The 20,344-nt window shown below is 70.2% G+C and carries 21 protein-coding genes; 14 read left to right on the top strand and 7 right to left on the bottom strand.

Going from position 1 to position 20,344, the window contains the following annotated elements; genetic code table 11:
• Positions 1-11: 11 nt before the first annotated feature.
• From ubiG to C1707_RS10405, 3 genes are all read right to left on the bottom strand, one after another.
• Positions 12-776 (bottom strand): bifunctional 2-polyprenyl-6-hydroxyphenol methylase/3-demethylubiquinol 3-O-methyltransferase UbiG, encoded by a 765-nt coding sequence (ubiG, locus tag C1707_RS10395; protein WP_101715041.1) that lies wholly within the window; start codon positions 774-776, stop codon positions 12-14.
• Positions 777-839: 63 nt separating this feature from the next.
• Complete coding sequence (locus tag C1707_RS10400; RefSeq protein ID WP_101715042.1) at positions 840-1,166, bottom strand: hypothetical protein; 327 nt, start codon at positions 1,164-1,166, stop codon at positions 840-842.
• A gap of 10 nt (positions 1,167-1,176) precedes the next feature.
• Positions 1,177-2,097: a hypothetical protein gene (locus tag C1707_RS10405; RefSeq protein ID WP_101715043.1), complete on the bottom strand. Its 921-nt coding sequence runs from the start codon at positions 2,095-2,097 to the stop codon at positions 1,177-1,179.
• A 312-nt stretch (positions 2,098-2,409) separates the two neighbouring features.
• Here C1707_RS10405 and C1707_RS10410 point away from each other — a divergent pair, with 312 nt between their 5' ends.
• The 4 genes from C1707_RS10410 to C1707_RS10425 all read left to right on the top strand — a co-directional run bounded on the left by C1707_RS10410 (position 2,410) and on the right by C1707_RS10425 (position 6,094).
• Positions 2,410-3,657, top strand: coding sequence for an aspartate kinase (locus C1707_RS10410; protein ID WP_101715044.1), 1,248 nt, complete (start codon positions 2,410-2,412; stop codon positions 3,655-3,657).
• 190 nt (positions 3,658-3,847) lie between these two features.
• Positions 3,848-4,312, top strand: coding sequence for a hypothetical protein (locus C1707_RS10415; RefSeq protein WP_101715045.1), 465 nt, complete (start codon positions 3,848-3,850; stop codon positions 4,310-4,312).
• An 18-nt stretch (positions 4,313-4,330) separates the two neighbouring features.
• Positions 4,331-5,065, top strand: a complete 735-nt coding sequence (locus tag C1707_RS10420; protein WP_101715046.1) for an AraC family transcriptional regulator — start codon at positions 4,331-4,333, stop codon at positions 5,063-5,065.
• 69 nt (positions 5,066-5,134) lie between these two features.
• Positions 5,135-6,094, top strand: coding sequence for a DMT family transporter (locus C1707_RS10425; protein ID WP_101715047.1), 960 nt, complete (start codon positions 5,135-5,137; stop codon positions 6,092-6,094).
• On the opposite strand, the gene C1707_RS10430 is transcribed toward C1707_RS10425, so the two are convergent.
• Complete coding sequence (locus C1707_RS10430; protein WP_101715048.1) at positions 6,091-6,582, bottom strand: hypothetical protein; 492 nt, start codon at positions 6,580-6,582, stop codon at positions 6,091-6,093. The two genes, C1707_RS10425 and C1707_RS10430, sit on opposite strands and share 4 nt — an antisense overlap.
• Positions 6,583-6,760: 178 nt before the next feature.
• On the opposite strand from C1707_RS10430, the gene C1707_RS10435 reads away from it, so the two are divergent.
• The 5 genes from C1707_RS10435 (at position 6,761) to C1707_RS10455 (ending at position 12,714) form a co-directional block, all read left to right on the top strand.
• On the top strand, positions 6,761-7,156 hold the full coding sequence (locus C1707_RS10435; protein WP_101715049.1) for a hypothetical protein: 396 nt from the start codon (positions 6,761-6,763) through the stop codon (positions 7,154-7,156).
• A 180-nt stretch (positions 7,157-7,336) separates the two neighbouring features.
• Positions 7,337-9,601, top strand: coding sequence for a phosphoenolpyruvate--protein phosphotransferase (gene ptsP / locus C1707_RS10440; RefSeq protein WP_101715050.1), 2,265 nt, complete (start codon positions 7,337-7,339; stop codon positions 9,599-9,601).
• A gap of 156 nt (positions 9,602-9,757) precedes the next feature.
• Positions 9,758-10,840 (top strand): helix-turn-helix domain-containing protein, encoded by a 1,083-nt coding sequence (locus C1707_RS10445; protein WP_101715051.1) that lies wholly within the window; start codon positions 9,758-9,760, stop codon positions 10,838-10,840.
• A 72-nt stretch (positions 10,841-10,912) separates the two neighbouring features.
• On the top strand, positions 10,913-12,052 hold the full coding sequence (ispG, locus tag C1707_RS10450; RefSeq protein WP_101715052.1) for a flavodoxin-dependent (E)-4-hydroxy-3-methylbut-2-enyl-diphosphate synthase: 1,140 nt from the start codon (positions 10,913-10,915) through the stop codon (positions 12,050-12,052).
• An 86-nt stretch (positions 12,053-12,138) separates the two neighbouring features.
• A complete protein-coding gene (locus tag C1707_RS10455; protein WP_145998477.1) occupies positions 12,139-12,714 on the top strand; it encodes a YajG family lipoprotein in 576 nt (191 codons plus the stop codon).
• Between the two features lie 7 nt (positions 12,715-12,721).
• On the opposite strand, the gene C1707_RS10460 is transcribed toward C1707_RS10455, so the two are convergent.
• The gene (locus C1707_RS10460) at positions 12,722-14,104 is read right to left on the bottom strand and encodes an aminotransferase-like domain-containing protein (protein ID WP_101715054.1); all 1,383 of its coding nucleotides are present in this window, start codon (positions 14,102-14,104) and stop codon (positions 12,722-12,724) included.
• Between the two features lie 94 nt (positions 14,105-14,198).
• Here C1707_RS10460 and C1707_RS10465 point away from each other — a divergent pair, with 94 nt between their 5' ends.
• The 4 genes from C1707_RS10465 (at position 14,199) to prfA (ending at position 17,491) form a co-directional block, all read left to right on the top strand.
• Positions 14,199-14,867, top strand: coding sequence for a LysE family translocator (locus C1707_RS10465; RefSeq protein ID WP_101715055.1), 669 nt, complete (start codon positions 14,199-14,201; stop codon positions 14,865-14,867).
• A gap of 56 nt (positions 14,868-14,923) precedes the next feature.
• Positions 14,924-15,400 (top strand): molybdopterin-binding protein, encoded by a 477-nt coding sequence (locus tag C1707_RS10470; protein ID WP_101715056.1) that lies wholly within the window; start codon positions 14,924-14,926, stop codon positions 15,398-15,400.
• A 58-nt stretch (positions 15,401-15,458) separates the two neighbouring features.
• Positions 15,459-16,307: an alpha/beta hydrolase gene (locus tag C1707_RS10475; protein WP_101715135.1), complete on the top strand. Its 849-nt coding sequence runs from the start codon at positions 15,459-15,461 to the stop codon at positions 16,305-16,307.
• A 116-nt stretch (positions 16,308-16,423) separates the two neighbouring features.
• On the top strand, positions 16,424-17,491 hold the full coding sequence (gene prfA / locus C1707_RS10480) for a peptide chain release factor 1 (protein WP_101715057.1): 1,068 nt from the start codon (positions 16,424-16,426) through the stop codon (positions 17,489-17,491).
• 134 nt (positions 17,492-17,625) lie between these two features.
• Here the strand turns inward: prfA and C1707_RS10485 are convergent, their stop codons facing one another.
• Both C1707_RS10485 and C1707_RS10490 read right to left on the bottom strand, forming a co-directional pair.
• Positions 17,626-18,150, bottom strand: coding sequence for a GNAT family N-acetyltransferase (locus C1707_RS10485; RefSeq protein ID WP_101715058.1), 525 nt, complete (start codon positions 18,148-18,150; stop codon positions 17,626-17,628).
• A gap of 41 nt (positions 18,151-18,191) precedes the next feature.
• Positions 18,192-19,442 (bottom strand): YihY/virulence factor BrkB family protein, encoded by a 1,251-nt coding sequence (locus C1707_RS10490; protein WP_101715059.1) that lies wholly within the window; start codon positions 19,440-19,442, stop codon positions 18,192-18,194.
• Positions 19,443-19,530: 88 nt separating this feature from the next.
• Between C1707_RS10490 and C1707_RS10495 the strand changes: the two genes are divergently transcribed.
• On the top strand, positions 19,531-20,292 hold the full coding sequence (locus tag C1707_RS10495) for an MOSC domain-containing protein (protein WP_101715060.1): 762 nt from the start codon (positions 19,531-19,533) through the stop codon (positions 20,290-20,292).
• The last annotated feature ends 52 nt before the right edge of the window (positions 20,293-20,344 follow it).

Raw genomic sequence — 20,344 nt, forward strand, 5'->3', positions numbered from 1 at the left:
CTCGTTCGCCGTCACGCCGCCGGCTTGGTGACCGTCATCATGTAGTTGATGTCGACGTCGGTGGAGCGGCTCCAGCGGCCGGTGAGCGGATTGTAGGCCACGCCGAACGGTCCGTGCATCTCGACCGGCTCGCCGGCCAGGAAGGCGCGCAGCTCTTCGGGCTTGAGGAACTGCTTCCACTCGTGGGTGCCGGGCGGCACCCAGCGCAGCACGTACTCGGCGCCGATCTTGGCCAGGGCCAGGGCCTTGAACGTGCGGTTGAGGGTGGCGACGATCATCAGGCCGCCGGGCTTGAGCAACTGCGAGCAGGTGCGCAGGAAGGCGCCCGGATCGGCCACGTGTTCGATGACCTCCATGGTCAGCACCACGTCGAACGGCCCCGCGCCCTCGGCCAGCAGTTGCTCGGCGGTGGCGGGGCGATAGCCGATGGCGAGGCCCTGCTCGGCGGCGTGGGCCGCGGCGGTCTTGATGTTGTTTTCCGAGGCGTCGATGGCGGTGACGGAAAAGCCCAGGCGGGCCATCGGCTCGGAGAGCAGACCGCCGCCGCAGCCGATGTCGATCAGGGACAGGCCCTCGAAGGGAGCGCGGTCGTTGCCGTCGCGGTCGAAGCGCTCCAGCGCCTGCTCGCGGATGAAGGCCAGCCGGCAGGGATTGAACACGTGCAGCGGCGCGAACTTGCCCTTCGGGTCCCACCACTCGGCGGCGATGGCCGAGAACCGCGCCACGTCGGCGGGGTCGATGCTCCAGTTGGGCGTGTTTGCGTCGCTCTGAGTCATGGACAGCGTATGAGCATGAGTTCGAGGGCGAGGTCCAGACGCCGCGCCGTTCGGAGGCGCGGTTCAGCGCGCGGCGTCCAGGGCCGAGAGCAGGCGCTGGCGCAGGGGCGCGGCCTGCGTCGGCAGGCGATCGAGCAGGAAGCGCTCGATCGCGCAGCCCGGGTCCCGGCGCGGCCCGAAGGGCGTCTCCACCCGGCCCAGGCGCACGCGGTAGGGGCCGCCCGCGTCGTTCCAGGCGAAGCCGCGGTAGCCCAGGTCCGGCGGAGGCGCGAACGCTTCCGCCGGGGGCGCCAGGGTCGCGAGCCTGGCCCTCAGCCAGGCCTGGTCGTTCGCATCCAGCCGCCAGCGCGGGTTGGGCCGCCCGCTGAACACGTCGAGTTCGACCAGCAATGCGGCCGCCTCAGTTGATGACGACCGACTTGCCCGCGTAGAAGTAGCCGCAGAAGTCGGTGTAGCCGCCGCGGTTGCAGGTCTCGGGATTCACGATCAGCACCCCGCTGTTGTCGGTGTTGCGGGCGGCGGTCGAGCCGGGCTTGTGGCCCCAGAAGCCGCCCCGCTGGTGGCGATACCAGTGGTAGTCCCAGCCCGGATCGATCACCAGCGCCATCAGGCGGCGGGGCCACTCCTTTTCCGACAGGCAGTCGCAGCGCTTCTTGAGGCCGTCGGCCATCGCCGCCGTCGTCACCGTGCCGCAGGCCATGGTCGAGGTCTGGGCGCCGTGCGCGCGGCCGGGCTGGGCGAAGGTGTTGGTCCGCCAGTTTCGGGCGTAGTTGTAGCAGTTGTTGTAGGGCTGGGTGGCGGGGTTGTTCCAGAAGCCCGGATTGTACTGGCTGACCTCGTACTGGCACTGGCCGCACTTCTCGTCGGGGATCGTGGTCCGCAGCGGATTGGACGGCGGCTTGGGCGGCGGCTGGGGCGGCCGGGGCGGATCGCGGAACAGGCGGTCCAGCCGCTCCAGCGCCAGGTCGTGCAGCTTGCTGCTCAGGGGCGTCAGTTCATGCTGCAGCAGCTTGACGTCCGACCGCTTGGGCATGGTCTCGATGAAGGCCTTGGCCAGTTCCCGGGCGGCCTTGGGATCGCCGGCGAAGGGCGAGCCGACCGCGAAGGCCTTGGGAACGCCGCGCAGGGCCGCTTCGTCGTCGGCGAAGCGCTCGATCCGGACCTCGCGCAGGCCCAGCCCGTCGAAGCCGGCGCCGGGCTTGGACACCCCCTTCGGGCTCGCCGCCGCCAGCCGCAGCAGCTTCTGCACGGCGTCGGCGTCCGTCAGCATCCACACCGGGTTCGGGCGTCCGGAAAACATCTCGATTTCGACGCGCAACATGGTTCGCTCTCCTCTGGCGATTTCCCCCGTACGCTGGCTTCTGGATTGGACTGGGCGCCGACACGCCGGGCGCGAGCATAGGTGGCGCGTGCTATCAATTCAATTATAAAGAGTATTTCGGATGCCGAACGCTTTTGAGTTGCGTTCGGTCGGCGCTCTCGCCCGCAGCTGGGGGCGCTACGAGAAAAAAGACACATCCGCGACATTGCCGTTGCGCCAAGGCCCCGCTAGAAGGCGCGGGCTTGCGCGGAAGGACGGGTTCCAGCCGCGAAGGCGCAAGAAAAAACCGCTTTGGTTCGAGGATTTAGAGACGTGTCACGTCTGGTGATGAAGTTCGGCGGCACCTCGGTGGCCGACCTGGAGCGCATCCGCCGGGTGGCGCGCCTGGTCGCCGCGGAAGTCGCCACGGGCAAGCAGGTCGCCGTCGTCGTTTCCGCCATGTCGGGCAAGACCAACGAGCTGGTCGCCTGGACGGACGGAGCCGGCCGCGCCGCGCAAGGGCTGCCTGAGTCTGACGACGAGTACGACGCCGTCGTGGCGTCGGGCGAGCAGGTGACCGCCGGCCTGCTGGCCATGACCCTGCGCAACATGGGCCACAAGGCCCGCTCGTTCCTGGGCTGGCAGGTCCCGATCATCACCGACGAGGCCCATGGCCGCGCCCGGATCGAGGAGATCCCGCCGGAAAACCTGGAGGCCTGCTTCGCGGACGGCGAGATCGCCGTCATCGCCGGCTTCCAGGGCGTGACGCCCAAGCAGCGCATCACCACGCTGGGCCGCGGCGGTTCGGACACCAGCGCCGTGGCCATCGCCGCCGCGGTGAAGGGCGCCTGCGACATCTACACCGACGTGGACGGGGTCTACACCACTGACCCCCGGATCGAGAGCAAGGCCAAGCGCCTGGCCAAGATCTCCTACGAAGAAATGCTGGAAATGGCCTCGCTGGGGGCCAAGGTGCTGCAGACCCGTTCGGTCGAGATGGCCATGGCCCATCGCGTCCCGGTGCGGGTGCTGTCGAGTTTCGTCGAGCCGGGCGAAGCCCCGGGCCAAGGTACGATCGTCTGCGACGAGGAAGAAATCATGGAAAAGCGCATCGTCTCGGGCGTCGCCTACAGCCGCGACGAAGCCAAGATCACCCTGCTGGGCCTGCCCGACCACCCGGGCGTGTCCTCGCAGATCTTCGGTCGCCTGGCCGACGCCAACGTGAACGTCGACATGATCGTGCAGTCGCGCGCCCGCAGCGCCGACACCGCCAACATGGAGTTCACCGTCGGCAAGCGTGACGCCCAGCGCGCCGTCGAGATCGTCCAGGCCGCCCGCGCCGAGATCGGTTTCGAGGACGTGGCCGTCAACGAGGACGTGGCCAAGGTGTCGGTGATCGGCGTGGGCATGCGCTCGCACGCCGGCGTCGCCCAGTCGATGTTCGCGGCCCTGGCCGAGAAGAACATCAACATCCAGGTCATCTCGACCTCGGAGATCAAGATCTCGGTCCTGATCGACGCGGCCTATACCGAACTGGCCGTCCGCGCCCTGCACGCCGTGTACGGCCTGGACCAGCTGTAAGGGCCACTTCGAGCCGCGGTGCGACCTTCGAGGCTCGCCCGCGGCTCGCACCTCGGGATGAGGAAGTCTCTGGACTGAAGTCCTCATCCTGAGGCGCCCGCATCGCGGGCCTCGAAGGACGCGCTGCCGGGCCGTCGTCCAAACGTCGCCATGACGCGTTAGTCAGGCGTCAGACCGATACGAGACCCCCATGCCCGACGTCTTCAAGTTCGATCCCGCCGCCAAGACCGTCACCTTCCACGGCGACGCCGGCCTCGAGCTGCTCTACGACCTGCTGCTGCGCGCCAAGTTCGGCGACGGCTACGAGAAGCCGCTTCTGATCAGCCCGTGGCTGGCGGCCCTGCTGCGCCAGCTGGACCAGGCCCTGCCCGACGACGGCCAGTGGTTCCCCGAGAAGCCCGGCCAGCCGATCTTCGACACCGACGACCTGCTGGCCATGGGCGACGCCGTGATCGAGGAAGGCCACACCGTCGGCTGGTGGACCATGACCGAGCCGGAAAAGCGCGATTACCTGCGCAACGTCATCGCCGCCCCCCATCCGCTGACCGACCTGCAGGTCGAGTTCATCGAGAGCGACATCGACGCGGCCCTGCAGCAGGCCCGCCGCCTGGTGATGGACGCCGAGGAGCCGCTGGCCCTGCCCGGGCACGGCTGAGTTCGCTATAGTGAGGTCATGGGCCACGACCTGACCGCCCCCGCCGAGTTGTCCTTCCGCCGCTACAGCGTCGAAGCCATCTCGCACGCCCACGACTTCGACCAGATCGTGCTGCCGCGCCACGGCGTGCTGGAGATCGAGATCGACGGCAAGGGCGGCCGGGTCGATCCGGGCAGCGCCGCGGTGATCCCGCCGGGCACGCGCCACGTCTGCGCCGCCGACGGCGAGAACCTGTTCGTGGTGGCCGACATCGGCGCGGCCCTGATGGCGCCGTTCGAGCGCCTGCGCGAAAAGCCTTTCGCCTGCGTCAGCAGCCCGGTGCGAGGTCTGCTGTCGTTCCTGTCGGGCGAAGCGCCGGGCGGGATCGACGACGGCGTCGCGGGCCTGTGGACGCCGCTGCTGCTGCGCAGCCTGTCGACCGGCCCGGCCGCCGTCGATCCGCGCCTGGCCCGCGCCGCTGCGATGATCGAGACCCGCTACCACGAGCCCTTGACCGTCCGCGACCTGGCGGCCGAGGCCGGCATGAGCCAGAGCCGCTTCTTCGACCGCTTCGCCGCCGCCTATGGCGCGACCCCGCACGCCGCCCTGACCGACGCGCGGCTGCGCGCGGCGCAGCACCTGCTGGACGACCCGACCCTGTCCGTGGCGCAGATCGCCGTCCGCACCGGCCACGGCGACCAGAGCACGCTGACGCGGCGGATGAAGGCGGCCTTGGGCGTCACGCCAGCGGCTTGGCGCAAGGGCCGGCGATAGGAGCTTCCGCCCGATCTTCGGGAGCTTTCGCCAAAGCCAGGGCTTCGCGCGCCTGCTAGGTCCGGCGCCATGATCAGTCCCCGGAACCTCCTGCTCGGTCTTCTCTACGGTCTCGTCGCCGGCGCCCTGTGGGGCGGGGTGTTCCTGGCGCCCAAGCTGCTGGACGCCTTCACGCCGCTGCAGATGACCGCCGGCCGCTACATCGCCTACGGCCTGGCCGCCGCCGTGCTGCTGGCGCCGAGCTGGAAGTCGGTGATGGCGCGGATGGACGGCCGCGACTGGCGCGACCTGGCGGCGCTGAGCCTGCTGGGCAACCTCGTCTACTATGTGGGCCTGGCGGTCGCCGTGCAGACGGCGGGCGTCGCCCTGGCCTCGCTGATCATCGGCCTGCTGCCGGTGACCATCACCCTGGCCGGCGCGCGCCGGGGGGAGGGCGCGCCCCTGAAGTCCCTGGCCGCGCCGCTGGCCCTGATCATCGCCGGCGGGGTCTGCATCAACGTGGCGGTGTTCACCGCGCCGTCGGACACGCCGACCGGCAAGCTGGTCCTGGGCGTGCTGGGCGCGACCCTGGCCCTGGCCGTGTGGACCGCCTACGCCGTCTGGAACGCCCGCCGCCTGGCCGCCACGCCCAAGTTCAGCAGCCACGAGTGGTCGCTGCTGACCGGCCTGGCCACGGGCCTGCTGTCGCTGGCTCTGGTGGTTCCGGCGTTCATGATGGGCGGCCAAATGGGAGGCGAGGTCCACCCGCCGGCGGCCTGGACCTGGTTCTGGATGGTCAGCTTCGCGGTGGCCATCGGCGCCTCGGTGATCGGCAACGGCCTGTGGAACGGCGCCAGCCGCCTGCTGCCGCTGTCGCTGTCGGGTCAGCTCATCGTGTTCGAGACCCTGTTCGCCCTGCTCTACGGTTTCCTGCACGAGGGCCGCTGGCCGCACCTGCTGGAGGGCGCGGCGATCGTGCTGATGCTGGCGGGCGTGATCTGGTCGGTGCGCCTGCATCGGCCGTCATCAGGCGGGGCGCATGGAGCCTAGGCCGCGACCGACGCGGCGACGCGCAGAATCCTGATGCGCAGCATCCAGGCGCCGATGATCGGCAACATCAGCAAGAGCATGGTCGTCGCGATGCGTCCCGTCGTCGGCGGGGTCGTCTTGGCCGGATCGGCCTGTTCAAGCGCTTGGGCCGCCAGCCACAGGCCAAGGCCCAGTGTTCCCAGGATAAGGAAGGCCATGGGGCTGTTCTGGGTCGAGAGGCCGGCGGCCTTGGCGATGAAGCCCAGGATGGGCGGCGCTGCGAAGAGCCAGGGCGCATGGGCGGGGCTCGAGGGTAGGCGGGCGGCCGAGACGACGTAGATCGCCCAAGGCCATATGCAGGTCAGGGTCAACAGCAGCGCCATCCCCAGGCCCAGCACCAGCGGCGACGGCGCGAGAACGGCCAAGGGACCGGGCGCGACAGCGGCGATGACCATGACCAGCGTCACGACGGCGGGATGCAGCAGAGCGATGCGGCGCGCGACGGTCATGGGGACTTCCTGGTCAAGCTTGCGAGGACCCCTCTATGGCGCTCTTTCGCGCCCCTGCAAACCTGACGCGAACATGAACAGGCGCGTTCAGACTGGGTTCAAGCGGCAAGGCTCATAAAGATCCTCAACAGCGCCGCCCTCGGGATTGGCGACGCTTCTGGAACAAGGAGCAAATGCCATGAAGACCTTCGGTAAGTTCAGCAAGATCGCCATCAGCACCGCCATCGCCGGCGCTCTGGTCCTGCCCGCCTCGGCCGCCTTCGCCGGCGATCGCGGCAAGAGCAACAAGACCGAACGGGCCATCCTGGGCGCTGTCCTGGGCGGCGCGGCCGGCGCCATGCTGGGCGACGGCGACGGCGGCGCGATCGCGGTCGGCGCCCTGGCCGGCGGCGCCATCGGCGCGGCCACCGCCAAGGACAAGCGTCATCACCGCTACAGCAGCCGCTACGACGACCGCCGCCCCTACTACAGCGACAACCGCTACGGCTATGACCGCTACGACCGTCGCGACAACCGCCGCTACCAGGGCGATCGCTACAACACCGGCTACGACTACTACGGTCAGCGCCGCTAAGCGTATCGGCTGACAAGCTAGGCAATGCGCCGCCCCTTTCCGGAGGGGCGGCGTTTTTTGCGTCCTTAGGTAAAGGAAAACCGTGCTCGCGCACTGTGCGGCGCGCGAAATCTGCTATAGCGCCCATGAGAGGACGACGCGCTTGCCCGCGTCGAACCAAGGGAGCGCACGACAGGCGACATGGCAGGCCCCGGCATCGCCGTTCGAGGACCCAGAAGCCTGCTTCGCCAGATACGCGAGGCCATGGCCGGCGGCGGACCCGCCCAGGCCAAGCTCGACATGGTGGTGCGCACCATCGCCATCTCGATGGTGGCGGAAGTCTGCTCGATCTATCTGCGCCGCGCCTCGGGCGACCTGGAACTGTTCGCCACCGAGGGCCTGTCGCGCGACGCCGTCCACGTGACCCGGATGAAGCCGGGCGAAGGCCTGGTCGGCGAGACCATGCGCCTGGGCCGGCCGCTGAACCTGTCGGACGCCGCCAGCCATCCGCAGTTCTCGTACCGTCCGGAAACGGGCGAAGATCCCTACCACGCCTTCCTGGCGGTGCCGCTGCTGCGCGGCGGCCGGGCGATCGGCGTGCTCGTCGTCCAGAACCGCACCGAGCGGGTCTACGAGGACGAGGAGGTCGAGGACCTGCAGATCATCGCCATGGTGCTGGCCGAGATGGTCAGCTCCAGCGAGCTCCTGGGCGCGGACGAGCTCAAGGACGTCGAGCTGGCGCCGCACAAGCCCGAGCGGCTGAAGGGCTCGCGCTTCGCTGAAGGTCTCGCCTACGGCGTGGCGGTGCTGCACGAGCAGCCGGTGGCCCCCGAGCAGCTGCTGTCGGACGACGCCCTGGCCGAGGAGGCCCGGCTTTCCTACGCCATCGAGGCCCTGCAGACCCAGATCGACGAGATGCTGGAGGGCCAGCACGGCCTGGTCGGCGCCTCGTACGAGGTGCTCGAGACCTACCGCCTGTTCGCTCACGATCGCGGCTGGAACCGGGGCCTGCAGGAGGCCGTGCGCTCGGGCCTGACCGCCGAGGCGGCCGTCGAGCGGGTGCGCTCCGAGCATCGCGCCCGCCTGGGCCAGGCCCGCGACCCCTATCTGCGCGAGCGGCTGCACGACCTGGAAGATCTGAACGACCGGCTGCTGCGCCACCTGTCGGGCGACGTCCACGCCGTGCGCCAGCTGCCCGAGGACGCGATCCTGATCGCCCGCAACCTCGGCCCGGCCGACCTGCTCGAGTACGACCGCACCAAGCTGAAGGGCATCCTCCTGGAGGAAGGCTCGGCCGCCAGCCACGCCGGCATCGTCGCGCGGGCGCTGGACATTCCGTGCGTGGGCCGCCTGGCGGGCCTGCGCGACCGGGTCAGCGAGGGCGACCCCGTGGTGGTCGACGCCGAGACGGCCGAGGCCTGGCTGCGGCCGCGGCCCGACGTGGTCAAGGCGCTGAAGGCCCGGATGGAGGTCCGCGCTCAGCGCAAGGCCGAGTTCGCCCGCCTGCGCGACACGCCGGCCTTCACCCGCGACGGCTCCAAGATCACCCTGCTGATGAACGCAGGGCTCGCCGTCGACCTCGATATCCTGGGCGAGACCGGGGCGGAGGGCATCGGCCTGTTCCGCACCGAGTTCCAGTTCATGGTCGCCGAGGAGATGCCGCGCCTCGAAGCCCAGACGACGCTGTACGAGAAGGTGCTTGAGGCGGCCGACGGCATGCCGGTGACCTTCCGCACGCTCGACCTGGGCGGCGACAAGCTGCTGCCGTACATGGAGCTGGAGCGCGAGGACAATCCGGCCCTGGGCTGGCGGGCCGTGCGCATGGGACTGGACCGTCCGGCCCTGCTGCGCCTGCAGATCCGCGCCCTGATCAAGGCCGCCAACGGCCGCGAGCTGCGGATCATGTTCCCGCTGGTGGCCAATGTGGACGAGTTCCGCGCCGCCCGCGCCTTCGTCGACCAGGAAGTGGCCTGGGCCCTGAAGCGCGGCCGGCCCGCGCCGGCGCGCCTGGACGTCGGGGCGATGGTCGAGGCGCCGTCGCTTCTGTGGCATTTGGACGCGCTGCTGCCGATGACCGACTTCGTCTCGGTCGGCACCAACGACCTGATGCAGTACCTGTTCGCCGCCGATCGGGGCAATCCGCGGGTGTCGGACCGCTACGACCCGCTGTCGCCGGCGGCCCTGCGGGCGCTGAAGACCATCCAGCAGGCCTGCGAGGACACCGGCACCCAGGTTTCGGTGTGCGGCGAGATGGCGGGCCGGCCGCTGGAGGCTTTCGCCTTGGTGGCCTTGGGTTTCGACCGCCTCTCGATGCCGCCGGCGGGCATCGGACCGGTCAAGCAGATGGTGCTGTCCTGCGATCGCGAGGCGGCCCGGCGCAATGTCGAGGCCCTGCTCAAGGGTTCCGGGGGCAGCTTGCGGGGCGAGATCGAGACCTTGGCCCGGAAGCTCTATGTCGCCGTCTAGACTGATGGCCAGTTAACCTTGCGGCCAAGTTTAGCTCATTGAATCCGGCCACTTACTTTGATATCCACAATCGAATGTTAACGAATGCCGGCTAAGGTCGGCGCAAATCGGTCGGACTCTCGTGCGACGCGAATTTTCTGGGGTGATCTGTTCGTCATGCCGCTCGACACGGGCACGGTGAGCCATTTGAGTCTGGTCGCCGAAGGCGATCGTGACGACACGGTCGCGCCGCCGGCGCAGCCGTCGGTCGACCATGGCGTCGACCTGGGCGAGGCCCTACGCGCCGCCCGCCTGTTCCATGGCATGACCCTGCAGGACGTGGCCGACGCCACGCGCATCCGCCAGGCCTATATCGAGGCGCTGGAGGACATGCGCCTGGACGAACTGCCCTCGCGTCCGTTCACCATCGGCTACATCAAGGCCGTGGCCGGCCTGCTGCGACTGGATCCCGAGGCCGCCGTGGCCCGCTTCAAGCTGGAAGCCCACGACGACGCCGAACCGCTGCGCGCGCCGATCGGCGTGCATCGCCAGCGCGACCCGCGCCTTGGCCTGCTGCTGGCCGGCGGCCTGCTGGTGGGCGGCGCCATCGTGCTTTGGAACGTCGCCCAGCGCGCCATGACCCATGACGCCGAGCCCAAGGCCCAGGTGGCCTCGCAGGCGGCTCCGGCCGCCCCGGCCACCGGCGCTCCGGCCCAGGCCGGCGGCGCGGTCTCGCTCGGCGCGCCGCTGCCGGCCCCGGCCGAATCGACCACCCCCGCGCCCTACGTGACCCCGGGCCTGGAAGCCGCCGCCGCCGCCGGTGGTTCGGCCGACGCCGTGGCCGCCGCCGCCAAGGCCCGCAAGGAAGCCGAGGCCCAGGCCGCTCCGGAGGCGATCGCCAACCTCGGCGCGCCGTTCAAGGGCAAGGGCGCGATGTACGGCGCGGCCCCGACCGACTCGGCCGGCGTCATCCTGCAGGCCCGCAAGTCGACCTCGCTGACGGTGCGCGGCGCCGACGGCGCGGTTTACTTCACGCGCTGGCTGTCGGCCGGCGACGCCTTCCGCATCCCGCGCACGCCGGGCCTCGTGGCCGACGTCTCCGAGCCGACCTCGATCGACGTCTTCACCAACGGCGTGCTCACGGGCCGCCTGTCGGCGCCGCAGACGCAGCTGTCCAAGCTGGCGCCGGCTCCCGCGCCCGTCGCCGCGCCGGCCAAGCCGGCCGTCGCGCCGGCGACCGCGACGACGCCCCGCCGCTGATCCTCGCCAAAGGCGTCACGAAGCTTCCGTGACGCCCTTGGGTTCCTTCGCCAAACCCCTTAGATTGGCGCCATGGCCGCAGACCACACCCACGTCCGTCCCTGGCGCATGATCGAGCGTCGCAAGTCGCGGAAGATCCGCGTCGGCAGCGTGGAGGTCGGCGGCGACGCGCCGATCTCGGTGCAGTCGATGACCAACACCCTGACCAGCGACGCTGTGGCGACGCTGAATCAGATCCGCCAGCTGGAGGAGGCGGGCGCCGACATCGTGCGCGTGTCCTGCCCCGACGTGGAAAGCACCGAGGCCTTCAAGATCATCGCCCGCGAGGCGAAGGTCCCGCTCGTGGCCGACATCCACTTCCACTACAAACGCGGCATCGAGGCGGCCAAGGCCGGCGCGGCCTGCCTGCGGATCAATCCGGGCAACATCGGCAGCCCCGACCGCGTGCGCGACGTGGTCAACGCCGCCCGCGACCACGGCTGCTCGATCCGCATCGGCGTCAACGCCGGTTCGCTGGAGCGGGAACTGCTGGAGCGCTACGGAGAGCCGTGTCCCGAGGCGATGGTCGAAAGCGCCCTCAACCACGCCAAGATCCTGCAGGACCACGACTTCCACGAGTTCAAGATCTCGGTGAAGGCGTCCGATCCGTTCCTGACCGTGGCCGCCTACCAGCAGCTGGCCGAGGCGATCGACTGCCCGCTGCACCTGGGCGTCACCGAGGCCGGCGCCCTGCGCACCGGCACGGTCAAGAGCGCCATCGGCATGGGCTCGATGCTGTGGGCCGGCATCGGCGACACCATCCGCGTCTCGCTGGCCGCCGATCCGGTGGAAGAGATCAAGGTCGGCTTCGACATCCTGAAGTCGCTGGGCCTGCGCCACCGCGGCGTCAACATCATCGCCTGCCCGTCGTGCGCCCGTCAGGGCTTCAACGTCATCAAGACGGTGGAGACCCTGGAAGAGCGCCTGGCCCACATCTCCACGCCGATGTCGCTGTCGATCATCGGCTGCGTGGTCAACGGCCCAGGCGAGGCCCTGATGACCGACATCGGCTTCACCGGCGGCGGGGCCGGGGCGGGCATGGTCTACATGGCCGGCAAGCCCGACCACAAGCAGTCCAACGACGGCATGATCGACCATATCGTCGAGCTGGTGGAAAAGAAGGCCGCCGAGCTGCAGGCCGCCAAGGACGCCAAGGCGATCGCGGCAGAGTAGAGCTTCGGCCTGATGTTGACTTAGGGCTGTATTTTCCCGACGTTCGCGTGGGCGCTGTGCGCCGCCTAGCGTTGGGGGATGCCGCCTTGAGAACCGTCGTGATCGTCGCGCTGGCCGCGATGCTGTCGGCTTGCGCCCTGACCGAGGACGTCGTGTCCATCGCCTATGCGCCGGCCGCCGCGAGGCCCGTGCCGGGCGCCGAGGCGATCCGCGTCACGGTGACGGCGGTCGACGCACGGGCCGGCGACCGCGAGCGGATTTCCACCAAGATCAACGGCTACGGCATGGAGATGGCGGCGATCCGTTCGGAGCGCGAGGTCGCCGAAGTCGTGCGCGAGGCGCTGTCGGCCGAACTGAGCCAGCGCGGCTACGGCCTGGGCGAGGGCGGCCCGCGGGTCGAGGTTAAGGTGCTGGTCTTCCATGCCCGGTTCAGCGACGGCTTGCTGGTCGGCAAGGCCGAGGCCGATGTCGACCTGGCGGTGTCGGTGCTCTCGCCGGAGGGGCGGGCGCTCTACAGCCACGACCTGAAGGCTCGGGCCAGGCGGCCAGTCCAGGCGGCCAGCGGCAAGAACGCGGCCGCGACGCTGAGCGACGCCCTGGCCGACGACTTCAAGGCGCTGTTCGCCGACGAGGCTTTCGGAAGGGCTCTGGCCGGCCGGTAGGGCGGCGTCAGATCACCGGCCGCGAGCGCTCGTCGACGTCGGCCAGGGCGGCCGCGACGATGCGCAGGCCGGCTTCCAGCTCGACCCGGTCCGACGCCGCGCCCAGCGCCAGGCGCACGCCGGTGACCTGGCCCGGCTCGACGATCGGGGCGGCGGGCGGAGTGACCTCGGCGCCGCCGCGCAGGGCGCGGCCGGCCAGGCGCTCGGCGTCCAGCTCGCCCATCGGCAGCCACAGGTGCGGCACGGTGGGCGAGGCGGTGGCGGCGAGGGGCTCGCCGAGGATCGAGCGGGCCAGGGCGACGCGGGCGGCGGTCTCCTCGCGAATCTCGGCCAGTATGGCGTCGGCCGTCCCGTCCTCGATCCACTGGCCGGCGATCAGCATGCCAAAGCCTGGCGGCGCGTAGGCGATGGCGCGCATCGTATCGAGCATCCGCTCCAGGGCCGCGTCGTCAGGTGCGATCACGAAGCCGGCCCGGAGGCCCGGGGCCAGGGTCTTGGACACGCCCGAGACGTGGAAGGTGCGCTCGGGGGCCAGCATCGCCAGGGGCGGCGGCGCGCCCGGCGCATAGGCGCCGTAGATGTCGTCCTCGATCAGGATGAGGTCCAGCCGCCGGGCGACGGCCACGATCGCCTCGCGGCGAGCCAGCGACATGATCCGTCCGGTCGGGTTCTGCAGCGTGGGCAGCAGGGCCACGACGCGGGCGCCGGTGCGGCGGGCGGCCTCCTCCAGCGCCTCTGGCGTGGCGCCCTCGTCGTCCATGGCCAGCCCCTGCAGGCGATAGCCCGCGTGGGCGGCCAGGGCCTTGATCCCGTGGAAGGTCGAGGCCTCGCACAGCACCACGTCGCCGGGACGGGCCGCCGCGCCGAAAGCCAGGGCCAGGCCCTGCTGGGCGCCGGCGCAGCAGACCAGGCGCGTCCAGTCGGCGGTGGCGAAGCCGGCGCTGCGGCCAAGCCACGCGGCGGCGGCGCGGCGGTGGCGCTCCAGCCCGGCGGCGGGGGCGTAGTCGAGATGGTCGGCGAGGTCGGGGCGGCGGCGCAGGCGCTGCATCGTCTCGCCGATCACCCTGGCGGCCGGCCAGTTCAGGGCGACGTTCTGGGCGAGGTTGATGGGCCCCTCGCGGCGGCGCGGGCCGGCGATGGCGCCGGGCGCGTTGACGAAGCTGCCGCGGCCGACATGGGCGCTGACCAGCCCGGCCTTCTCGGCCTCGACATAGGCCCGCGTGACGGTGCCCAGGCCCAGGCCCAGGCGGTGGGCCAGGTCGCGCTGCGGCGGCAGGCGCGCCCCGGCCGGCAGGGTGCCGGACTCGACGTCCAAGCGCAGGGCCTCGACCAGGCGCTCGTAGATCGGCGCGTCGCCGTCGGGCAGGGCGGGGGTCCAGGGGGCGGTCATCGGGCGCTTCGATACATTGTCACTGTATCAATATAAGTTTTGACTCATATATCAATCGAAATCATCACCGTGACATTCCGCCAGGGAGGTCCCGATGACGCCGCAACTGATCCTCGCCTTCGTGCTGTTCGCCTTCGCGACCGCCGGCACGCCGGGCCCCAACAACATGATGCTGCTGGCCTCGGGCGCGAACTTCGGCTTCCGCCGCACGATCCTGCACATCCTGGGGATCAGCGTCGGCCTGGGCGTGATGGTGCTGGCCATGGGCTTTGGCCTGGGCGGGGTGTTCAAGGCCTGGCTGGTGCTGCACGAGATCCTGCGCTGGGTCGGGGCGGCCTACATGCTGTGGCTGGCCTGGAAGATCGGCATGGGCAAGGGCGTCTCCGACCGCGAGACGGGCGGCAAGCCGATGGGCTTCTGGGCGGCGGCCGCCTTCCAGTGGGTCAACCCGAAGGCCTGGGCTATGGCGCTGGGCGCGGTGACGACCTACGCGCCGGAGGGCGGCTCGCTACTGGCCGTTCCGCTGCTGGCGGGCCTGTTCATGCTGGTGGGAGCGCCGTGCAGCGCCGCCTGGGCCGGCTTCGGCATGGCGCTGCGGCGGTTCCTCGATCGGCCGGCGATCCTGCGGACCTTCAACGTGACCATGGCCGTGCTGCTGGTGGTTTCGCTGTATCCCACGGTGTTCCGCGATCACCCGCCCAAGGCTCAGCCGCGCGACCTGGCCTTCGCGACAAAGCCGCTGGTGTTCGGCTGGCGCGGTTGAGGCTTGCGCGGGAGAGGGCGGCGGCGCCACATCGCGGGACCGTTCAGGAGACCGCCATGCGCCTCGCCGCCGTCCTCGCCGCAACCGTCCTGGCGCTTGCCCCCGCTGCTTTCGCTCAAGACCTGAAGGTCGTCGTTCAGGGGCGCGACAGCATCGTCCTGACCCCCGCCGACCTGGCCGGCCTGCCGCGCGCCAAGGCGACCATGGTCGAGGGCGGCAAGAGCGCGGTCTATGAGGGCGCGCTGCTGAACGCGGCGCTGGTGCAGGCCGGCGTCGTGCACGGCGACCGGCTGATGGGCCGCTACCTGAACCAGGTGGTGCTGGTGAAGGCGGCCGACGGCTACACCTCGATCCTGTCGCTGGCCGAGACCGACCCGTTCTACCGGATCAACCCCGTGGTCATCGCCGACCGCAAGGACGGCCAGCCGCTGGACGCCCGCGAGGGTCCGTACCGCGTCGTGGTGGACGGCGACCTCAAGCCGTCGCGCTCGGCGAGGCAGGTGACGACGATCGAGGTCAAGCCGGCCTTCTGAGCCTGGACAAAGCCAGGCGAACCAAGGAATCGTTCGCCAAACGATTGTGGGGCTTTTCGTGACCAAGCTTATCCTGAACCGCCGCGGCCTGCTGGCCGCGACCCTGGCCTTCGCCGCCGCGCCGGCGCTGGCCAGCGCCGCGACGGCGACCTCGACCACGACCACGACCCTCAAGGTCGGCGACCGCGACGTCGAGCTGACCATCCTGCGCCCCGAGGCGCCCAAGGGGATCATCATCTTCTCGCACGGCGCTGGCGGCTGGCCGGCGCCCTATACCGCGCTGTTCGACCTGTGGACCAAGGCCGGCTTCATGATCGTCGCGCCGCTGCACGTCGATTCCCAGAAGCATCCCAAGCGCGCCGACTACGACCTGCGCGCGGCCTTCCCGCTGCGCCTGGCCGACCTGGCCGCCGCCACGGACTATGCCGAGAAGGCCGCGCCGGGCCTGCCGATGGCCTCGGCCGGCCATTCCTACGGCTCGCTGATGTCGCTGATCCGCGCCGGGGCGATGGAAGGGATGATCCCGGCCCAGGACCCCCGGACCAAGGCCGCCCTGTGCTTCTCCAGCCCCGGCGTCATCAAGGGCCTGGTCGGGCCGACCTCGTACCAGGGCGTCAAGAAGCCGATGATGATGATCACCGGCGACCAGGACGTGCTGCCGGGCATGATCGCCGATTGGCGCGAGCACCTCTATCCGTTCGAAACCAGCCCGGCCGGCGAGAAGTACCTGTGGGTCGGCAAGGGCGTCGGCCACGGCGTCGCCTATCACCCCGAGGCGCCCGGTTTCGGCGAACTGTCGGCGCTGAGCGTGGCCTTCCTGAAGGCCAAGGTGCTGGGCGACAAGGCCGCCGAGGCCGTGCTGGCCGCGCAGGCCTCGACGCCCCAGGCGGACTGGAAGACGCGATAGGGCCAAATAACGGACGCCGCCCTTCGTCACGAGGGGCGGCGTCCGGCTCCATTCCCTTCCCACCCGAAAAGGCCTAGAGAGACCGGCCCCATCCCTCAGCCGTGCGATCTCTTCCCTTGCGACTGCCCCAGGCCCGCCTCGACCAGGTTCTCGACCGTTTCCGCGAAGTGGAGGCCCGCATGGGCGCGGCCACCGACGGGGCCGAGATCGTCAAGCTCTCCAAGGAGCACGCCGAGCTGCGCCCGGTGGCCGAGGCCGTCGAGCGCCTGGCCAAGCTGACCGCCGAGCGCGCCGAGCTGGACGAGATGGCCGCCGATCCGGAGATGGCCGCCATGGTCCGCGACGAGATCGTCGCCCTGGACGAGCGCCTGCCGGTGCTCGAGCGCGAACTGGCGCTGATGCTGGCGCCCAAGGACAAGGACGAGAACGCCTCGGCCATTCTCGAAGTGCGCGCCGGCACCGGCGGCGACGAGGCGGCGCTGTTCGCCGGCGACCTCTTCCGCATGTACCAGCGCTACGCCGTCACCCAGGGCTGGCGGGTCGAGGTCGACAGCGTCTCCGAAGGCGAAATGGGCGGCTACAAGGAAATCATCGCCTCGATCACCGGCGACGGCGTGTTCGGCCGGCTGAAGTTCGAGAGCGGCGTGCACCGGGTGCAGCGCGTGCCCGAGACCGAGGCTCAAGGTCGCATCCACACCTCGGCCGCCACCGTCGCGGTGCTGCCGGAAGCCGAGGACGTCGAGATCGAGATCAAGGAAAGCGATCTGCGGATCGACACCTACCGCTCGTCGGGCGCCGGCGGCCAGCACGTCAACAAGACCGACTCGGCCGTGCGCATCACCCACTTGCCCACCGGCGTGGTGGTGACTTCCTCGGAGAAGAGCCAGCACCAGAACCGCGCCAAGGCGATGAAGAACCTGAAGGCGCGGCTCTACGACATGCAGCGCCAGGCCCTGGACGACGCCCGCTCGGACGCCCGCAAGAGCCAGGTCGGCAGCGGCGACCGTTCGGAACGCATCCGCACCTACAACTTCCCGCAGGGCCGGGTCACCGATCACCGCATCAACCTGACCCTCTACAACCTGGCCAAGGTGATCGAGGGCGAGGCCCTGGACGACGTCATCAACCCGCTGATCGCCGAGGACCAGGCCGCGCGCCTGGCGAGCCTGGAAGACGGGATCTAGCAAGATCCTCCCCCTCTGGGGGAGGTGGCCCGGAGGGCCGGAGAGGGGGCGTTCTCAGCTTCCGCTGACGTTTCCCGCTCCCCAGTGACTCCCCTCTCCGTCGGCTTTGCCGACACCTCTCCCACAGAGAGGGTCTAAAGCGCCTTCTCCATCACCACGAACGCCAGATCCTCGCGCAGCGGCTTGCCGAAGCGATCGTCGCCGTGTGGGAAGGGGCGGGTCTCGCCGGTGAGGGCGTAACCTCGGCGTTCGTACCAGGCGATCAGGGTGTCGCGGATGTGGACGACGGTCATGCGCATGCGTTTGGCGCCGCGTTCGCGGGCGTGGTCCTCGCCGGCGGCCAGCAGGGTGCGGCCCAGCTGACGGTCCTGAAGGTCGGGGCGGATGGTCAGCATGCCCAGGTACCAGGCGCCGGCCTCGGCCGGTTCGAGCCACACGCAGCCCAGGATCGGGCCGTCCGCGTCGTCGCGGGCGGTGAGGATCAGCGCCTGCGGCGCGGCCGCCAGGTCGGCGCGCAGGCTCTCCAGATCGATGCGCTGGCCGTCGATATAGCCGGCCTCGGTGGTCCAGCCGGCCTGGGCCCCCTGGCCGCGATAGGCGGAATTGACCAGGGCGACGAGGGCGTCGTGTTCGGAGGGAAGGGCGGGGGCGAAGAGCATGGCGGCGAGCTAAGCCATGCGTCGCCTGCGGCGCCAAGCGCTCAACTCTCCGGTGGCGGCGGCGCCTTCCTGCCCATTCGCGTGGCGTGGCCCCAGTAGCGGCCGCCGATCCGCTTCACCGTGCCCGCCTCGCGCTTGATCATCTCCCAGGGATGGAAGGCCAGGCCGACGGTGTCGGCCATGGCCGCGCCGCGCGCGCCCATCGGCTTTTCCGGACCGGTGGTGGAATCGTGGGCGGTCTGGTGCTCGATCTCGGCGTTGAGTTCTGCGCCGACCAGCACGGTCATGATCGAGAACCACACCCAGACCATGAAGGCGATCACCGCCCCCAGCGGTCCGTAGGTGGCGTCGTAGTGGGCGATGCGGTTGACGTAGATCGAAAAGCCCAGCGAGCCGACCAGCCAGGCGGCCGCGCCGAACAGCGCGCCCAGCACCACCCAGCGCCAGCGCGGCCGGGCCCGGCAGGGGGCGAAGCGGTAGAGCATGGCGAAGGCCAGGGCCGTGACCAGCCAGACCGCCAGCCAGCGCAGCGGGATCCAGAAGGCGGAGATCGCGCTCAGGCCCACCCGATCCAGCACGATCGGCATGGCGATCAGCACCGCGGCGATGAACACCGCGTAGAGCAGGGCGCACAGGGTGAAGCCGTAGGTCAGCAGGGTCTTGCCGACGAAGTTGCGCTTTTCGTCCTCGTCATAGGCGACGTTCAGCCCGTCGAAGAGCGCCTTCATGCTGGCGTTGGCGCTCCAGATCGACAGCAGCAGGCTGACGACGAAGGCGACGCCCAGCTTGCCGCCCTCCTGGCTGGCCAGGCGAAGCATCTGTTCGCCGACGATCTGGACGACGCTGGCCGGAAAGACCGTGGCCATCTCCTGCAGCTGCTTTTCCACCGCCGCCACGTCGGCGAACAGGCCGTACAGCGAGACGAAGGCGCCGATGGCGGGGAACAGCGCCAGCAGGGTGTAGAAGGTCACGCCCCCGGCCACCGAGGGCAGCTTGTCGACGCTGATCTCGCGCGCGGTGCGCCAGAGGATGTCGCGCCAGCCCAGCAGCGGAATGCCGTGCGGGTGGCGGGCGGCGCGGCCGCGCCGGGGTTCGGCCTCGTCGAACTCGTGCGGCGGCATGGTCCGGTCTTCCGACAGGCCGGGCGGCGGCGCGTGCGGTTCGACCTGGGGCTCCAGGCGCTTGGGAAAGGCGAAGGGCGCGACCGCCAGCAGCAGGATCCAGGGCGCCAGGTGATAGGGCCGCGAGGCCAGCCACGACCTTACGGGGCGTCGCGGCGTGGTGTGCGTCATGAGCAAGCCTCCCGACCTTGCGAAATCCGCGAGGCGGCGCGGCGTTCCCCGCCTTGCAAAGCGCGACCGTGGCGACCACCTTGCGGCCATGCACGCCAAGGTCGCCTCGCTGTACCGCCATCCCGTCAAGGGGTTCACGCCCGAACGCCTGAGCGGGGCGACGCTGGAGGCCGGCGCATGCTTTCCCTGCGACCGGCTGTACGCCGTCGAGGACGGCCCCAGCGGCTTCGACGCGGACGCGCCGGCGCACCTGTCGAAGATGAAGTTCACCGTGCTGGCCAAGATCCCGGCCGTGGCCAGGGCCCGCACCGCCTATGACGAGGCCACGGGCGTGCTGACCGCCTCGGCCGAGGGGCTGGCGCCGTTCTCCGGCGACCTGGACGACGCGGATGGTCGGCGCGGTTTCGAGGCCTGGCTGGCGGCCCTGCTGGGCGACGAGGCGAAAGGTCCGCTGCGGGTGCTGGAGGGACCGGGCGCGCACCGGTTCATGGACAGCAAGTCCGGCTTCGTCTCGATCGTGAACCTGGCCAGCGTGCGCGATCTGGCCGAGAAAGTGGGCCGTCCGGTCGACCCGCTGCGCTTCCGCGCCAACCTCTATGTCGAGGGCTGGCCAGCCTGGGTCGAGAACGGCTGGACCGGCAGGACCGTGCGCGTGGGGGCGGCGAGCGCGCAGGTGCTGAAGCCCATCGTCCGCTGCGCGGCCACCCACGTCGACCCGGTCACCGCCGAGCGCGACATCGAGGTGGTCAAGGCCCTGTTCGACAACTACGGCCACATGTTCTGCGGCATCTACCTGGACGTCACCGAAGGCGGCGCGGTGAGTGAAGGGGACGCGGTGGTGGTCGAGTAGGCGCCACTTATAGCTCCCGTCATTCCCACCCTTGTGGCGGGAATGACGGGAG

This window comes from Caulobacter flavus (assembly GCF_003722335.1).
Lineage (GTDB): Bacteria > Pseudomonadota > Alphaproteobacteria > Caulobacterales > Caulobacteraceae > Caulobacter > Caulobacter flavus.

What these genes read in the sequence shown, in the direction of transcription:
- C1707_RS10470 (WP_101715056.1), top strand. Translation starts at nt 14,924, where the DNA reads ATGCGCCTCGCCGCCGTCCTCGCCGCAACCGTCCTGGCGCTTGCCCCC.
- C1707_RS10460 (WP_101715054.1), bottom strand. Translation starts at nt 14,104, where the DNA reads ATGACCGCCCCCTGGACCCCCGCCCTGCCCGACGGCGACGCGCCGATC.
- ispG (WP_101715052.1), top strand. Translation starts at nt 10,913, where the DNA reads ATGGCCGCAGACCACACCCACGTCCGTCCCTGGCGCATGATCGAGCGT.
- C1707_RS10495 (WP_101715060.1), top strand. Translation starts at nt 19,531, where the DNA reads ATGCACGCCAAGGTCGCCTCGCTGTACCGCCATCCCGTCAAGGGGTTC.
- C1707_RS10490 (WP_101715059.1), bottom strand. Translation starts at nt 19,442, where the DNA reads ATGACGCACACCACGCCGCGACGCCCCGTAAGGTCGTGGCTGGCCTCG.
- C1707_RS10405 (WP_101715043.1), bottom strand. Translation starts at nt 2,097, where the DNA reads ATGTTGCGCGTCGAAATCGAGATGTTTTCCGGACGCCCGAACCCGGTG.
- C1707_RS10420 (WP_101715046.1), top strand. Translation starts at nt 4,331, where the DNA reads ATGGGCCACGACCTGACCGCCCCCGCCGAGTTGTCCTTCCGCCGCTAC.
- C1707_RS10430 (WP_101715048.1), bottom strand. Translation starts at nt 6,582, where the DNA reads ATGACCGTCGCGCGCCGCATCGCTCTGCTGCATCCCGCCGTCGTGACG.
- C1707_RS10435 (WP_101715049.1), top strand. Translation starts at nt 6,761, where the DNA reads ATGAAGACCTTCGGTAAGTTCAGCAAGATCGCCATCAGCACCGCCATC.
- ubiG (WP_101715041.1), bottom strand. Translation starts at nt 776, where the DNA reads ATGACTCAGAGCGACGCAAACACGCCCAACTGGAGCATCGACCCCGCC.
- ptsP (WP_101715050.1), top strand. Translation starts at nt 7,337, where the DNA reads ATGGCAGGCCCCGGCATCGCCGTTCGAGGACCCAGAAGCCTGCTTCGC.
- C1707_RS10465 (WP_101715055.1), top strand. Translation starts at nt 14,199, where the DNA reads ATGACGCCGCAACTGATCCTCGCCTTCGTGCTGTTCGCCTTCGCGACC.
- C1707_RS10485 (WP_101715058.1), bottom strand. Translation starts at nt 18,150, where the DNA reads ATGCTCTTCGCCCCCGCCCTTCCCTCCGAACACGACGCCCTCGTCGCC.
- C1707_RS10415 (WP_101715045.1), top strand. Translation starts at nt 3,848, where the DNA reads ATGCCCGACGTCTTCAAGTTCGATCCCGCCGCCAAGACCGTCACCTTC.
- C1707_RS10445 (WP_101715051.1), top strand. Translation starts at nt 9,758, where the DNA reads ATGCCGCTCGACACGGGCACGGTGAGCCATTTGAGTCTGGTCGCCGAA.
- C1707_RS10425 (WP_101715047.1), top strand. Translation starts at nt 5,135, where the DNA reads ATGATCAGTCCCCGGAACCTCCTGCTCGGTCTTCTCTACGGTCTCGTC.